The 15399-nt window shown below is 70.8% G+C and carries 15 protein-coding genes; 6 read left to right on the top strand and 9 right to left on the bottom strand.

Going from position 1 to position 15399, the window contains the following annotated elements:
• Positions 1–15: 15 nt before the first annotated feature.
• A complete protein-coding gene (locus HF999_RS06935) occupies positions 16–585 on the top strand; it encodes a cysteine hydrolase family protein (protein WP_168545171.1) in 570 nt (189 codons plus the stop codon).
• 1 nt (position 586) lies between these two features.
• Here the strand turns inward: HF999_RS06935 and HF999_RS06930 are convergent, their stop codons facing one another.
• Entirely contained in the window at positions 587–1315 is a 729-nt protein-coding gene (locus HF999_RS06930; RefSeq protein ID WP_168545170.1) for a LysR family substrate-binding domain-containing protein, read from the bottom strand.
• A gap of 29 nt (positions 1316–1344) precedes the next feature.
• Here HF999_RS06930 and HF999_RS06925 point away from each other — a divergent pair, with 29 nt between their 5' ends.
• Positions 1345–1731 carry a DUF5997 family protein gene (locus HF999_RS06925; RefSeq protein WP_168545169.1) on the top strand — a complete coding sequence of 129 codons (387 nt, stop codon included), beginning with the start codon at positions 1345–1347 and terminating at the stop codon, positions 1729–1731.
• A gap of 130 nt (positions 1732–1861) precedes the next feature.
• Positions 1862–2314: an SRPBCC domain-containing protein gene (locus HF999_RS06920; RefSeq protein ID WP_246207429.1), complete on the top strand. Its 453-nt coding sequence runs from the start codon at positions 1862–1864 to the stop codon at positions 2312–2314.
• Position 2315: 1 nt separating this feature from the next.
• Here the strand turns inward: HF999_RS06920 and HF999_RS06915 are convergent, their stop codons facing one another.
• The 5 genes from HF999_RS06915 to HF999_RS06895 form a co-directional block, all read right to left on the bottom strand.
• A complete protein-coding gene (locus HF999_RS06915; RefSeq protein WP_168545167.1) occupies positions 2316–4811 on the bottom strand; it encodes a DEAD/DEAH box helicase in 2496 nt (831 codons plus the stop codon).
• Positions 4812–4844: 33 nt separating this feature from the next.
• Positions 4845–5813: an alpha/beta fold hydrolase gene (locus HF999_RS06910; protein WP_168545166.1), complete on the bottom strand. Its 969-nt coding sequence runs from the start codon at positions 5811–5813 to the stop codon at positions 4845–4847.
• Between the two features lie 74 nt (positions 5814–5887).
• A complete protein-coding gene (locus tag HF999_RS06905) occupies positions 5888–6841 on the bottom strand; it encodes an alpha/beta fold hydrolase (protein ID WP_312854050.1) in 954 nt (317 codons plus the stop codon).
• Positions 6838–7770 carry a proteasome assembly chaperone family protein gene (locus HF999_RS06900; RefSeq protein ID WP_168545165.1) on the bottom strand — a complete coding sequence of 311 codons (933 nt, stop codon included), beginning with the start codon at positions 7768–7770 and terminating at the stop codon, positions 6838–6840. The genes HF999_RS06905 and HF999_RS06900 overlap by 4 nt, the downstream gene beginning before the upstream one ends.
• A gap of 107 nt (positions 7771–7877) precedes the next feature.
• Entirely contained in the window at positions 7878–8303 is a 426-nt protein-coding gene (locus HF999_RS06895) for a MarR family winged helix-turn-helix transcriptional regulator (RefSeq protein ID WP_168545164.1), read from the bottom strand.
• Positions 8304–8361: 58 nt separating this feature from the next.
• Between HF999_RS06895 and HF999_RS06890 the strand changes: the two genes are divergently transcribed.
• Positions 8362–9162, top strand: a complete 801-nt coding sequence (locus HF999_RS06890; protein ID WP_168545163.1) for an alpha/beta fold hydrolase — start codon at positions 8362–8364, stop codon at positions 9160–9162.
• Between the two features lie 13 nt (positions 9163–9175).
• Here HF999_RS06890 and HF999_RS06885 read toward each other — a convergent pair whose 3' ends face one another.
• The gene (locus HF999_RS06885; RefSeq protein WP_210733561.1) at positions 9176–11065 is read right to left on the bottom strand and encodes an APC family permease; all 1890 of its coding nucleotides are present in this window, start codon (positions 11063–11065) and stop codon (positions 9176–9178) included.
• 226 nt (positions 11066–11291) lie between these two features.
• Here HF999_RS06885 and HF999_RS06880 point away from each other — a divergent pair, with 226 nt between their 5' ends.
• A complete protein-coding gene (locus HF999_RS06880) occupies positions 11292–12347 on the top strand; it encodes a DUF4192 domain-containing protein (protein WP_168545161.1) in 1056 nt (351 codons plus the stop codon).
• Between the two features lie 3 nt (positions 12348–12350).
• Here HF999_RS06880 and galE read toward each other — a convergent pair whose 3' ends face one another.
• The gene (gene galE, locus HF999_RS06875; protein ID WP_168545160.1) at positions 12351–13337 is read right to left on the bottom strand and encodes a UDP-glucose 4-epimerase GalE; all 987 of its coding nucleotides are present in this window, start codon (positions 13335–13337) and stop codon (positions 12351–12353) included.
• A gap of 6 nt (positions 13338–13343) precedes the next feature.
• The gene (locus HF999_RS06870) at positions 13344–14027 is read right to left on the bottom strand and encodes an iron-dependent transcriptional repressor DtxR (RefSeq protein ID WP_168545159.1); all 684 of its coding nucleotides are present in this window, start codon (positions 14025–14027) and stop codon (positions 13344–13346) included.
• Between the two features lie 114 nt (positions 14028–14141).
• Here HF999_RS06870 and HF999_RS06865 point away from each other — a divergent pair, with 114 nt between their 5' ends.
• Positions 14142–15371 carry an acetoin utilization protein AcuC gene (locus HF999_RS06865; protein WP_168545158.1) on the top strand — a complete coding sequence of 410 codons (1230 nt, stop codon included), beginning with the start codon at positions 14142–14144 and terminating at the stop codon, positions 15369–15371.
• The last annotated feature ends 28 nt before the right edge of the window (positions 15372–15399 follow it).

Below are 15399 nucleotides of genomic sequence, written 5' to 3'. Positions count from 1 at the left end.
CGCTAGCCTTGGGGCATGGTGAACCGGCGCTCCGTCCTCGTGCTCATGGACTTCCAGAAGGGCATCGTCGACGGTGCCGAGCGTGCCGGGCGGAGGGCGCTCGCGGCCGCCGCGCAGGCCCTGTCCGCCGCGCGGGACCGGGGAGTCCCGGTGGTCCACGTGCGGGTCGCCTTCCGGCCCGACTATCCCGAGATCCCGCCGACCAACCGGGCGTTCGCGATGATCCGCGAGGGCGGCGACTCCATGACGGAGGTGTCGCCGCTCACGGCGATCGTCCCCGAGGTGGCGCCGCTGCCGGGGGAGCCGGTGGTGATCAAGCGACGGTTCGGCGCCTTCAGCGGTAGCGACCTCGACGTGGTGCTGCGCGGCCTGCAGGCCGATCACCTGGTGCTGGCGGGGATCTCGACCAGCGGCGTCGTGCTCTCGACGGTCCGCTACGCCGGGGATCTGGACTACGGACTGACGGTGTTGTTCGACGCCTGCGCCGACCATGACCCGGAGGTGCACCGGGTGCTCATGCGCAAGGTGTTCCCGCGGCAGGCCGAGGTGATCACCGTCGACGAGTGGGTCGAGGCCCTGGGCTGAGTCAGCGGCGGGTTCGTTTGCCGGGCTTGCCCTTCGACCCCGTCGACTTCTTCCCGGCGGCTGCGCGCGCCGCCTGCTTGGCCAGAGTCTTCTCCCGCGCGGTGCGTTTGGGGGCCGGTTCCGCCTGTCCCCGTGAGGAACCGGCCTTCCTGCCGCGGACGACCCCGATGAACTCCGCGACCGCGTCGGACTGTTCCCCGGAGGGGAAGGCCAGCACGACGGGGGAGGGCGGGGCGTCCGTGATGGGCCGGTAGGTCAGGTCCTTGCGGTGATGCAGGCGCGCCAGTGACTGCGGCGCGATCAGTACGCCCAGCCCGGCCGCGACGAGTTCGACGGCGTCCGCGGTGGTCTCGGGCCGGTGCTCGATCGGTGCGCCGGGGGCATCGTCCCAGTGCAGCGCGTCGTCGCGCGGCGCGATGGTGGGCTCACCGTCGAGGTCGGCGGTCGTCAGTTCGTCGGCCGCGGTGGCGTGGTGCTCCTGTGGAACGACGGCGACCACCTGCTCCTCGTACAGGGCGATGACGGCCAGGTCGTCGGTCTGGGCGGGCAGGCGCAGCAGCGCCACGTCGACGGTGCCCTCCCGCAGCGCGTCCGCCGCGCTCTCCGCCTCGACGGGCACGAGCTCGAGCCGGACGTCCGGGCGGCGCTCGCCCCAGATGCGGGCCCACTTGGCGGGGGTGGCGCCGGGGACGTAGCCGAGCCGCAGGACGGGCGGGAGCGAGGAGGTCACTCCTGGAGGTTACCGATAGGCTGACGGTCATGAGCAGGCAGAACGCGCAGTCCATGAAACCGGCGACCGCGGCGAAGAAGTTGGACGTGTACCTGCCCGCGACGCCGCCGGCGTTCCAGGAGTCCGCCATCACCCGTGCGGAGCTCGCTGCGCTGCAGGCGGATCCGCCGCAGTGGCTCACCGATCTGCGCAAGCACGGCCCGCACCCCAAGAACCTGGTCGCGGCCAAGCTGGGTGTCTCGATCTCCGGCCTGGCACGGGGCGGGATCGACGAGGCGCTGACCACCGAGCAGATCGACGCGATCATCGCGGAGGCCCCGGACTGGCTGGCCACGGAGCGCGCGAGCTACCAGGTGGTCCTGCGCGAGGAGCGGCGCGTGAGGTCCCTGCATCAGGAGCGCGCCCGCCGCGACTGAACCCGTGATCATCGGATCGTGACGGTCCGTACGCGAACGCGGCGAGGTATGTGTACGCTGTGAACATGATGCGCGGGGCCGCCGAGCGTCGTGAAGACACCGGAGAGAGTGAGTCGTCATGCCCGAGCGAATGTCCACCACCCGAGTCATCGCCGCGAGCCCCGATCGGGTCTTCGCCGTCCTCGCCGATCCCGCGCGTCACGTGGACATCGAGCCCACCGATTGGGTGCGCGATGCCATCGACGCCGCCCCGCTCGATCACGTCGGGCAGATGTTCTCGGTGAACATGTACATGGAGCAGGTGGGCGGCGACTACGTGATGGAGAACAAGGTCACCGAATTCGAACGCGACCGGGTCATCGGCTGGCTGCCGGGCACGCGCCGGGCGGGGGAGTGGCGGGCCGGCGGCTGGTGGTGGCGGTACGACCTCGCACCGTCGGGCGACGGCACGCAGGTCACGCTGACCTACGACTGGACCGACACCCCGCAGTCCTTCCGGGACTCCGTCGGCGCCATGCCGCCGTTCCCGCCGGAGTACCTCGACCAGTCCCTCGCGAGCCTGGACACGGCCGTTCGCGGCTGACTCAGCCCGAGACGACCTCGACGTCCACGAGCACGACATCGCCGCGCTCGTCGGAGGCCGGCAGGTCGACGACGGCGGTGATCGCCCAACCGTGGTCGCCGTCGGGATCGGCGATCGTCTGCCGCACCTTCCACGCGCGGGGCAGGGATGTGTCGAGTGAGAACAGCTGTGGCCCACGGGCGTCGGCGCCCGTCTCGATGTCGTCGTAGTCCTCGTAGTAGTCGTCGAAGGCGGCGTACCAGTCGACGCCCGGATCCATCGCGTCGAGTAGGTCGTACTCCTCCTCGGCGACGAGCTGCACGCGCCGGAACATCGCGTTGCGCACCATGACCGCGAAGGCGCGCTCGTCGGAGGTCAGCGAGGTGGACCGCCCGATCTCCGGCGCCGAGGCGTGCGCCTGCACCGGATCCGGCGAGGTCATCTCCTCCCACTCGTCCACGAGCGAGCTGTCCACGTACCGCACCAGGGCGCCCAACCAGGCGATGTAGTCCTCGAGCTCCGGCGTGCGCGCCGACTCCGGGACGGTGTGGCGCAGCGTCTTGAAGGCGTCCGAGAGGTACCGCAGCACGGCCCCCTCGGAGCGGCCGAGCTGGTACTTCGAGACCAGATCGTTGAAGGTCATCGCGCGCTCGATCATCTCGCGCACCACGGACTTCGGGGACAGCTCGAACTGCGTCACCCACGCGTGGCCCGCGGCATAGGTCGCGAACGCGGGCACGAGCACGTCCTCCAGGGGCTTCGGGTAGGTCACGTCCTCGAGCAGCGCCATCCGCTCGTCGTAGTCGATCCCGTCCGCCTTCATCTCCGCGACCGCCGCGCCGCGTGCGGCGTTCTGCTGCGCTCGCAGTACGGGCCGCGGATCGTCGAGCACCGACTCGATCACCGAGATGACATCGAGCGCGTAGTCGGGTTCCTCGGGGTCGAGCAGTTCCAGCGCGGCCAGCGCGAAGGGTGCCAGGGGCTGGTTGAGGGCGAAATCGGGCTGCAGGTCGACGGTGAGCCGTACGTGCCGGCCGAACTCGTCGGGCTCGTCGAGCTTCTCCACCACGCCGCCGGACTCGAGACCGCGGAACAGGGTGATCGCGGTGCGGATGTGCCGCAGCTGGTTCCGCCGCGACTCGTGGTTGTCCTCCAGCAGGTGCCGCATCGAGGACAAGCAGTTCTCCGGCCGGGCGATCACGTTGAGCAGCATCGAGTTGGTCACGACGAACCGGGACGTGAGCGGCTCCGGGTCCGCGGCGACCAGCTTCTCGAAGGTGGCCTTGCCCCAGGAGACGAATCCCTCCGGCGGCTTGCGGCGTTGGACGCGCTTGAGCTTCGCCGGGTCGCCGCCCGCCTTCGCCTCCCGGCGCGCGTTCTCGATCTCGTGGTCCGGCGCCGCGACCACGACGGTGCCCATCGTGTCGAAACCGGCGCGGCCCGCGCGGCCGGCGATCTGGTGGAACTCGCGGGCGCGCAGGTGTCGGGTCCGCGTGCCGTCGAACTTGGTCAGGCCCGTGAGGTAGACGGTGCGGATGGGCACGTTGATGCCGACGCCGAGCGTGTCGGTGCCGCAGATGACCTTGAGCAGGCCCTCCTGGGCGAGCTTCTCGACGAGGCGCCGGTAGCGGGGGAGCATGCCCGCGTGGTGCACGCCGATACCCGATCGGATCAGGCGGGAGAGGGTCTTGCCGAAGCCCGTGGTGAACTGGAAATCGCCGATCGCCTCGGCGATCTCCGCCTTCTGCTCCTTGGAGGTCAGCGGCAACGACATCAGCGCCTGCGCGCGTTCGGCAGCGGCCTGCTGCGTGAAGTGAACCACGTAGACGGGTGCCTGGTGGGTGGTGACCAGCTCCACGATCTGGTCCTGGACGGCAGAAGTCGAATACGAGAAGTGCAGCGGCACGGGGCGTTCCGCGCCCGCCACGAGTACGGTTTCCCGACCCGTGCGGCGGGTGAGATCCTCCTCGAAGAAGGTCGTGTCGCCGAGCGTGGCCGACATGAGCACGAACTGCGCGTGCGGCAGTTCGATCAGCGGCACCTGCCACGCCCAGCCGCGGTCGGGCTCGGAGTAGTAGTGGAACTCGTCCATGACCACCTGGGCGATGTCCGAGTCCGCGCCCTCACGCAGTGCGAGGTTCGCGACGATCTCGGCGGTGGCGCACACGATGGGCGCGTCGGCGTTCACCGCGGCGTCGCCGGTCACCATACCCACGTTCGCGGTGCCGAAGACCTCGCACAGCGCGAAGAACTTCTCGCTGACCAGGGCCTTGATCGGCGCGGTGTAGTAGGTGCGCCGGCCCTGCGCCAGCGCCGCGAACTGGGCGCCCATCGCCACCAGGGACTTCCCGGAACCGGTCGGAGTGGCGACGATGACGTTCGCGCCGGAGCACGCCGCGATCAGCGCCTCCTCCTGGGCGGGGTAGAGCTCGATTCCACGGCCGGTGGTCCAGTCGAGGAAGGCCTCGAAGACCGCATCCGCCGTCGGGTCGGCCGGGAGCAGGTCGGTGAGGTTCACTCATCTGATCCTACGGACCGTCATCGCGGCTGTTCAGCCCAGCTCCCGCGCGGGAGGGACGACGGTGACGCCGGCCGCCGCGCGCAGACCGTCGCGGAGGTGCGTCCGCGCCAGGCGCGCCGGTTCGGTCGACGCGAGGAAGTCGGTGAGCAGCTCGAGGAACCGGTCCGGTGCCTCCGTCATCGGGAAGTGCCCGACACCGTCGAACACCTCCACCCGCGCCTCGGGCAGCGCCGCGCGCAGCACCTCGGCGTGGGCCGAGGGGATGATCGAATCGTCCGCGCCCCACGCGATCAGGGTGGGCACCCGTGCCGTCAGGTAGCAGCGATCGCGCATGGTGACGACCTGACCGCGGAGGTCGACCACTGATCGCAGTGTGCGCGAGAAGGCGTGCGGCGAGGCAGTGTTCGGCATCCGGTCGAGGGCGCGACGCAACTGCACCGCGTCGGCGCGCAGCGGACCCGGTAGTGCGGCGGTCGCGAGCAGCGCGCCTGCGAGGATCTGCTTCGCGCCCGGAAGGGCCGTGAGCGCGACGACCTGCTCGGCGAACGGGAGCGACAGCAGGCGCAACAGCGGTGCGACATCGTGATCCACGCCGCCGGGCGCCACGAACGCGATCCGCTCGACCATTTCCGGGTACTGGTACGAGAATTGGCCCGCCACTCCGCCGCCGAGGGAATGGCCCACGATCGACGCGCGGTCGATGCCGAGGTAGCACAGCAGGTCCCGCATTCCGTTGGTGAACGCGGCGATCGAGTAGTCGGCGCGCGGTCGGTCGGACAGGCCGTGCCCCAACAGGTCCGGCGCGATCACGGTGTACCGGTCGGTCAATCGCTCCATCACCGGTTCCCAGACCAGGGAGTTGTCCCCGATGCCGTGCAGCAGGAGCAGGGCGGGTCCGCTGCCGCCGATCCGGTAGGCCCGGCGGTGTCCATGGATCGTGGCGAAGCACAGGTCGGGTGTGTACGGGCGCGCCCGGAACGGCAGGATCTCGGGACTCATCACGGCCTCCTCACAGCGTCTTCACTCCGCTGTGAAGTGTGCGTGGGCCGCGTTACGCGCGGTGGCGTCGCCGGTTACGCGGGGGTTTCGACCTCGACGTCGAGTTCGAGGTCGACCTCGGTGTCCAGGTCGAGGTCTCGGCGAAGCGCGATCTGCAGGTCGTCCTGCGTCAGGCGGGCGGGCTCCGTCGATTCGACGAACTCGGTGAGGACGCGCAGGAAGCGCTCCGGATCCGTACGGAACGGGAAGTGACCGGCACCGTCGAACACCTCCAGGCGGGAGGCGGGCAGCGCGGCGTGCAGCAGGTGGGCGTGGTCGACGGGGATGATCGGATCGTCGGATCCCCACACCACGAGGACGGGCACGGAGTCGGCGATGTACGTGCGGTCCAGCATCGTCACGACCTGGCCCGACGGATCCACGACGGCCCGCAGGGTGCGCGCGAACGCGCGCGGTGTGCCCGCGTGCGGCAGGCCCGTGAGGACCCGGGCGCACTCGGCGTTGTCGACGAACAGTTTCAGCGGGACCTGGCCGAGGAGTCCCAGGGCCGCGTTCGTGGCCGGTAGCACGCCCGGCAGCGCCAATGAGCGGATCGCCAGCTCCGAGAACGGCAGCGAGACCGCCCGCAGCACAGGGGAGACCGATCGGGTCACGCCGCCCGTGTTCACGAAGACGAGCCGCTCGACCATCTCGGGGAACTGGTAGGTGAACTGGCCGGCGATGCCACCGCCGAGGGAGTGGCCGACCAGCGTGGCCCGCTCGACGCCCAGGTAGAGCAGGAGATCACGCATGGCGTTGGCGAACGCGGGCAGCGAGTAGTCGGCGCGGGGACGGTCGGAGTCCCCGTGGCCGAGGAGGTCGGGCGCGATCACCGTGTAGTGCTCGGCGAGCCGCTCGAACAGCGGCTCGAAGGTCGAGGAGTTGTCGGCCATGCCGTGGATCAGCAGGAGCGCGGGCCCGCTGCCGCCCGTCCGGTACGCCCGACGGTGACCGTGGATCAGCGCCGTCCGCCGGCGCACCGCGGTCACGAATTCTCGCCGTTCTCACCATCGTCGCCGGCCTGCTCCGCGAGGAAGGCCTCGAACTCGCTCGCCAGATCGTCGCCGGTCGGGATCGCCTCGCCGTCGGCGATGAGCAGCTCGCGCGGCTGCTGGGCGGCCTCGTCGTACTGCTGCTCGAGGGTCTCCACGACCGAGGAGATCTCGGCGCTGGACGAGACCTGCGCGTCGATCTGTTCGCGCAGCTCGGCGGCCTCGACGGGGAGCTCACCGTCGGGCAGGTCGAGCCCGACCGTACTGCGCAGCGCGCCCAGAATGCCGAGCACGGCCTCGGGGTAGTCGTTCTGCGCCAGGTAGTGCGGCACCTGGACCGACAGGCCGACGGTGTCGTAGCCCTTGTCGGCCATCCGCAGCTCGAGCATCCCCGCCGCGCTGCCGGGCAGGCGCATCGCGCCGTCCCAGGACCGCAGGCCCTGGCGCAGATCCGGATTGTTGCCGTGCGCGGTGACCGGCACCGGCCGGGTGTGCGGGACCGCCATGGGGATCGCGTGCAACCCGACGACGGTGCGCACGCCGAACCGCTCGGCGAGGCCCGCGACCGCGCTGACGAAACCGTTCCAGCGCAGGTCCGGCTCGGCGCCGGCGAGCAGCAGGAAGGGCTTTCCCGCGGTGTCGCGGATCGCGTAGAGATTGAGCTCGGGCTCCTCGACGCCGGTGAAACCGTCCTCGAAGGTCATGGAGGGGCGGCGTGAGCGGTAGTCGATGAGCTCGTCGACGTCGAAGGACGCGACCAGCTCCGCGGAGAGGTTCTGCTTGAGGTGCTTGCGCAGCAGGCCCACGGCGTGCCCGGCGTCGGCGTAGCCGTCCAGCGCGTGCACCAGCACCGGCCCGTTGCCTTCGGTGTCCGACACCGTGGGGCCCGGGAACTCCAGCTCGTACATGTGGGACTGCTCGTCCATGCCACTACCTCCGTCACCGTGCTCCTCCGCGAGGAGGGGCCATCAGCTTGTCACAGAGGACAACTTCCCGGTGCTTGTCCCGATTCCCCGGAACCGCGTGTTTCTGCTCACGGCGGATTCGTCGACGCGAGGAAACGTGCCACCACCTCGGCGTCCGCGGCGGAGAGCGCGGCGGCAGCGGCCCTGATCGGGCCGAGGAAGGCTCCGAAGAATCCCTCGCCGAGCTCCCGGGCGCGGTCGGTCACGGCGAGCCGCACGCGCCGCCGGTCCGTCGGGTCCGGCGCGCGTTCGACCAGGCCCGCCGCGGCGAGCCGGTCGATCAGCGCCGTGCACGCCGCCGAGCTCAGGGCCAGCTCGCCGGCGAGGACGCCCGGCGATGCGGGCGCGCCGGCCCGCTCGAGGTCGAGCAGGGCGATCAGCGCCCGCACGTCGGTGCCGCCCAACGCGTGCCGGGCGCCGAAGGCCGAGATCTCGTCGTCCCAGCGCACTGCCGCGGCGCGGAGGGCGTGCACGAGGTGCTCGTTGTCGCTCACGGTCCGAACCTATCAGGTAGCTTTGTCATAGAGTATCTTGACGATCGAGAGGAATGATATGGACGACATCGCGACCGCGTACGACGCGGTGGTGCGGGACTGGGGAGTGCCCGTGCGGCGGGTCACCGTCGACGGTGCGCGGGCCCGCACCCGGGTGCTGACCTGCGGGCCCGACGACGCCCCGCCGCTGCTGTGCCTGCCGGGTGGCGGGGACACCGCCGCGGTCTGGTTCGCGCAGGCAGCGGAACTCGCCCGCCGATTCCGGGTGATCGCCCCGGATCTCCCCGGGGACGCCGGCGGCAGCGAGCGGCTGGGACTGCGGACACGCGATGACCTGCCGGGCTGGGTCGACGAGGTGCTCGACGGCGTCGGTGCCGGGGAAGTCCGGGTGCTCGCGCACTCGTACGGCGCGCAGATCGCCGTCGCCCACGCCGTGGCGCGTCCGGGAAGGGTCGTCGGGCTCACCCTGCTCGATCCGACCGGCGTGTTGGTCCCGCTCAAGCCCACCACGGTGCTCCGAGCGCTCCCGCTGCTCGCGGCACCGTCGGGTGGGCGACTACGGGCGTACCGGCGCTGGGAGACGCGCGGGCACTGGCCGCCGAACCCCGCGTTCGGGGAACTGGCCGAACGCGCCGCCGGCGGGCCGCGCCCGCGGCTGCTCGTGCCGAAGCGGCCGCGCCCCGTCGACCTGGACGCGCTGCGCGGGCTCCCCGGCGGGGTCACCGTCGTCGTCGCGCTGCGCAGTCGATACCACGACGGCGCGGCACTGGCGCGCACCGTCGAACGGCGGTACCCGTGGATGCGGGTCGAGACGCTGCCCGTGTCCCACCACGAACTGCCCTTCGCCTACCGGCCCTGACGCGCCGGTCCGCCTACGAGACGTGCACCGTCGGGCGGCGTTTGGCGTCGTGTTCGGCCTGCCGGAGCACCTCGTGGCAGACCGCGGCGACCTCGCCCGAGCCCTCGACGAGATACTTGCCCATGTTCAGCACGGGATTCATCTCCGACCACTGGAAGTAGGCCTCGGGCACCACGCCGGTCTCGTCCCGGATGTAGAGGAGCACGGAGGCGACCGTGTTCGCGATGCTGCCCGAACGGACCTTGAGCAGGCGGTACCCGAATTTCTCGATGCCCCGGACTTCCAGGTCCTCCTCGAAGTCCGAGGAGTCGCGCGGCCACACCTCGAGCAGGATCACCCGCGACCGACCCGGGATGTGTCCGAACTTGCGCTCGGCCCGGACCTTGTCGCGGTACTCCTTCTTGGTGTCGACGTCGGGCTCGTGGCAGACGATCCGGATCGCGTGCTGGGCGGCGGCGTCGTCGCGGATGAACTCCAGTGCCTTCTCGTCGAAGGTGATCGACGAGGCGCGGAGCTCGAACGAGCGGCGCACGCGCGAGCCGATGGAGACCACCGCGATGGCGAGGATGAACAGCGCCGCGATCCGCACGCCGTCGGGCCGCTCGATGATGTTGTCGATGGTGGTGTAGACGAAGACCGCGGAGATGAGCCCGAACGCCCACGTCGCGACGGCCTGCCGCTTGCGCCGGGCGGAGATGGTCACCGCGATCGCGGCGGAGGTCATCAGCACGAGGACGCCGGTCGCGTAGGCGCCGCCCTGGGCGTTCACATCGGCCTCGAAGATCAGGACGATGACCAGGGCGATCACCGTGAGCACCACGACCAGCGGCCGGACGGCGGAGGCCCACCGCGGCGCCATGCCGTAGCGCGGCAGATAGCGCGGGACCAGGTTGAGCAGACCGGCCATCGCGGACGCGCCCGCGAACCACAGGATGGCCACCGTCGAGATGTCGTAGACGGTGCCGAAGCCGTTTCCGAGGTACTCGTGCGCGAGCCACGCGAGGGCACGGCCGTTGGCCTTGCCGTCGGGCTCGAACTCCTTCGCCGGGATGAGGACCGTGGTCGCGAAACTGGAGGTCGCGAGCAGCACGCTCATGATGACGGCCGCCGTGGTGAGCAGGCGGCCGGTGTCCCGGATCCGCTTCGCCGGGTATTCGGGCGGGTCGTTCGGGTCGCCCTTGATCTGCGGCATCACGGCGACGCCGGTCTCGAAGCCGGACAGGCCGAGCGCGAGCTTCGGGAACACCACCAGGGCGACCGCGATCACCATGAGCGGGTTCGAGTGCTGTGCCCACAGCAGGTTCTGCCAGTCGACGATCCGCTGCGGCCGCTCGGCGACGTGCACCAGCGCGACGACGATCGTCACGACGTTGAGCGTCAGGTAGATGGTCACCAGCACGACCGCGGTGCCGATCGCCTCGCGGAACCCCTTGAGGAAGACCAGCCCGAGCAGGAGCACCAGCCCCAGCGTGATCGGGATGTTCGCGCCGTGGACGAACGAGGGAACCAGTGGGTTCTCGACGATGTGCTCGGCGGCGTCCGAGGACGAGAGCGTGATGGTGATGATGAAGTCCGTGGCCGCGAAGCCCAGGAGGACCAGCACGAACAGCTTCCCGCCCCACCAGGGCAGGAGTCGCTCGAACATCGCCAGCGAGCCGGAACCGTTGAAGCTCTCCCGCGACACCCGCTTGTAGACCGGGAGGGCGCCGAGCAGCGTCAGGGCGATCAGTACGAGCGTCGCGATCGGCGAGACGACGCCGGCCGCGATGAACGCGATGGCCGGTTGGTAGCCGAGGGTCGAGAAGTAGTCGACGCCGGTCAAGCACATGACCTTCCACCACGGCTGCGGATGCTCCGCGTCGCTCGCGTGGGGGCCGACGTGCGTTCCCGCCCGTTCGGACATGCCGCTGAGGAACCAGTCCCGGGTGCGGTCCGAGAACCGCGGTAAGCCGATCACGCGGTTCACAGTAGCCCGCGCGGATGCGGTGTGTCGGCCACCCGTCCGGTGGTGTCCGGTACGGGCGGTCCTGTGGACGAACCGCAGCGCACAGAACGTTTCATAACCACAGTGGGGAGCAACGCCGCGCGGGCGCCGGAACCCGTCGCCGGTCTCCGCGAGCATTCCCCGCATGACGAATCAACGCACGACCACGGCCATGAAGATCGACTCCGTCGGCGACCTGCTCGCCGCCATCCCCGCGTTGCTGGGGTTCTATCCGGACCGCTCGGTCGTGCTGCTCGCGCACGACGAGGTGACGGGGCGGATCGGTGCCACCGCGCGCATCGACCTGGGACTCACCAAGGCCGGCGATCTGCGCAAGGACTGTCGCCGGCACCTCGGCGAGGCGGTACGCCTGCTCCGGATCCAGGGCGCCGACCGGGTGTTCTGCGTCGTGGTCGACGACCGCCCGCTGGTCCGGGCCACCCCTGCGCTCCTGCAGGTGCTGCAGCAGTACGCCCGATCCCGCAGCCTCGCGGAGCCCGACCTCGAGATCGAGGACGTGATGTTGCTGCCCCGGGTGGCCGCGGGGGAGCGCTGGGTGTGCCGGCACGGGGAGAGCGGCGCCGTCCCGGACCCGGAGACCTCACCGGTGATGCTCGCGGCGCTGGTCGAGGGGCGCACCGTCCACCGCTCCAGGTCGGCGCTCACCGACCTGCTCGCCGAGGAGGGGGCGGGCATCGTCGCCGATCGGTGCCGGGACGCCGCCGCGTTCGAGGCGGATGACGATCCCGGGGAGTTGCTCGCGGCGCTCGTCGCGACGGCCACGGGTCAACGATCGGCGGAGCTCACCGACGCCGATGTCGCGCTGCTCGGTGGTGCGCTGCTCGACCTGCAGGTGCGCGACGCCGCAATGGCGTTGGCGCTCACCGTGATCGCCGACGAGGCGCGACTGCTGTTCGCGGAACTCGCGCGGCGGCTGCGCGGCACGCCGCGGGCGGCCGCGGCCACTCTCGTCGCGGCATCGGGCTATCTGCGCGGCGACGGTCCGCTGACGGGCATAGCGCTCGACGCCGCGCTGGCCGCGGACCCCGGCTACCGGGCCGCACGGCTCCTGGCGACGGCGTTCGGAGCCGGGCTGCACCCCTCCGAGATGTCCGAGACGGCCGAGCTGGGGGTCGCGATGGCCCGCCGGCTCGGCGTCGAGCTGCCGCCGCGGGACGCGGAGTTCCCGCTCGCGGGATGACGGTCAGGCGCGGCGGGCCGCGTGCGCGCGGTCGCCCAGGGCCTGGGTGTACGCCCACGCATCGGCGACGATGCCGCGCAGGTCGGTGTGCTCGGGACGCCAGCCCAACTCGTCGATCGCGCGCTGCGACGACGCCACGAGCACCGCCGGATCACCCGCACGCCGATCCGCCGCGACCTCGGGGATGTCCCGGCCCGTGACCTCGCGGCAGGTGTCGATCACCTGGCGCACCGAGAAGCCCTCGCCCGAACCGAGGTTGAACACGTCGTGCGCGCCCGGCCGGGCGTGCTCCAGCGCCAGCAGGTGCGCCTCGGCCAGGTCCTTGACGTGCACGTAGTCGCGGACCGCCGTGCCATCGGCGGTCGGATAGTCCGCGCCGAACACCGCGATGTCCTTGCGCTGGCCCAGTGCGGTCTGCAGCACCAGCGGGATCAGATGCGTCTCCACCTCGCGGTTCTCGCCGAAACCCCCGTAGCTGCCGGCCACGTTGAAGTACCGCAGCGATACCGCCGCCAGGCCGTACGCGGTGGCGTACGAGGTGATCGCCGCGTCGATCGCGAGCTTCGTCGCGCCATAGGTGTTGGTGGGTGCGGTACGGGCGTCCTCCGTGATCGGCACCGACTCCGGCTCGCCGTAGGTGGCCGCCGTCGACGAGAACACCAACCGGGGCACGCCGGCGGCCAGCATGGCGTCGAGCAGCGACAAGGTGGTCACCACGTTGCCCTGCCAGTACATGTGCGGATGTGACACGGACTCACCCACCAGCGATTTGGCGGCGAAGTGCAGCACACCGTCGAACTCGCCGTCGGCGAGCAGCGGGCGCGCGGCATGCGCCACCTCGCCCTCGACGAAGGTCGCGCCCGCCGGGACCGCGTCGCGGTTGCCGGTGCTCAGGTCGTCGATCACCGTGACCTCGTGGCCCCGCTCGAGCAGCACCTGCGTGCACACGCTGCCCACGTAGCCGGCGCCGCCGGTCACCAGGAGCTGCACGGCGGCCTAGACCGACTCGACGAAGACGGCGTGGGCCATCTCGTCGGGCAGCTCGAAGTCCTCGTGGCCCGCCACCGAGATGATGACCGCACCGCGCTGGACGGTGACGGAGACGCGCGCGTCCGGCACCACGCCGGCCTCACGGAAACGAGCGATGAGATCGGTGTCCGCCTGCACGTGCTCCGCGAGCCGCTTGATCACCACCGCGGTCGGGCCGCCCTGGGGCAGGTCGGTCAGGCGCGCGGGACGCACGGGCTCGCGGCCGATGGTGACGCCCAGTTCGGCCAGACCGGGGATCGGGTTGCCGTAGGGGGAGGTGGTGGGGTTGCCCAGCACGTCGAGCAGGCGGCGCTCCACGTCCTCGCTCATCACGTGCTCCCAGCGGCACGCCTCGGCGTGCACGTTCTCCCACTGCAGCCCGATGACGTCGACCAGCAGCCGCTCGGCGAGCCGGTGCTTGCGCATGACCGCGATCGCGAGCTGCCGCCCCTTCTCGCTGAGCTCGAGGTGGCGGTCGCCCGCGACGCGGACGAGCCCGTCGCGCTCCATGCGCTGCACGGTCTGCGACACCGTGGGACCACTCTGCTCGAGACGCTCCGCGATCCGCGCCCGCAGAGGAACGACGCCCTCCTCCTCGAGCTCGTAGATGGTCCGCAGGTACATCTCGGTGGTGTCCACCAGATCGTTCACGTATCCAGCTCCTTATCGTCACCGCAAGCTTAACCGAGGCGGCGTCCCGGCAGTCCGACTAAAGGTTACCTAACTTCAGCGCGTCCCAAGGCGCAACGACTAGGGTCGTCAGCCATGGCACGGTTCCCCGACTCCCAGGTGGTCTGGGACCCCTCGGTCCTCGACTACCGCTTCTCGCACTCGCACCCCATGGACCCGGTCCGGCTGCGCCTGACGATGGAGCTCGCGCGGATGCTCGGGGTGCTCGACGGGGTGGAGGTGGTGGCCCCGCGCGGGTTCGACGCCATCGAGCTCGGGCGCGCCCACACAGACGACTACCAGGCGGCCGTTCGGGTCGCCGGATCCGGCCGCTCGCGGATCGACCTCACCGGGTACGGCCTCGGCAACGACGACAACCCCGTGTTCCTGCACATGCACGAGGCGGCGGCCAGCCTCGTGGGGTCCACCCTCACGGGGGCCAAGGCGATCGCCGCCGGTACCGCGACGCGGGCCGTCAACATCGCGGGCGGCATGCACCACGCGATGCGCACGCACGCCTCCGGGTTCTGCATCTACAACGATGCGGCCGTCGCGATCTCATGGCTGCTGGACAACGGCTTCGACCGGATCGCGTACATCGACATCGACGCCCACCACGGCGACGGGGTGCAGGCGCAGTTCTGGAACGACCCGCGGGTGCTCACCGTGTCTCTGCACGAGGACCCGCAACACCTGTGGCCGAACACCGGCTACCCGACCGAACTCGGCGGCCCCGAGGCGCGCGGCACGGCGATCAACGTCCCGGTGCCCGCCTTCTGCCCCGACGGCCTGTGGCTGCGCGCCTTCCACGCGGTCGTCCCCTCGGTGGTTCGTGAGTTCCGGCCGCAGCTGATCGTCAGTCAGTGCGGCTGCGACTCCCACGCCAGTGATCCGCTCACCGATCTCTCGCTCACCATCGACGGCCAGCTCGCGGCCATCCTCGCGATGCGCGACCTGGCCGACGAGGTGTGCGACGGCCGCTGGCTCGCTGTCGGGGGCGGCGGATACCAGCTCGTGCAGGTGGTGCCCCGCACGTGGACGCACCTGATCGGGGCGGTCGTGGGCGTCGACATCGCGCCGGAGACCCCCATCCCCGACGAGTGGCGCGACCTCGCGGCGAGCCTGCCGACCGACCAGGTCGGCGCGGTCGGGCCGTTGCCCGAGACGATGGGCGAGGGTGGAGATACCTCGTTCACGCCGTGGGAGCCCTCGTCGTTCGACCCGACGGCGCCCACGATGGACGCGACCGCCGACCGCTTCATCGCCCGCGCCCGCACCGCGGTATTTCCTCTCCACGGACTCGACCCGGAGGATCCCCGTGACTGACGTGTTCCCTGCCGCACTTCGCACTCCA

This window comes from Tsukamurella spumae (assembly GCF_012396015.1).
GTDB lineage: Bacteria > Actinomycetota > Actinomycetes > Mycobacteriales > Mycobacteriaceae > Tsukamurella > Tsukamurella spumae.
The sequence above is the reverse complement of the archived record's forward strand: the minus strand, read 5'-3'. Positions and strand labels throughout refer to the sequence as shown.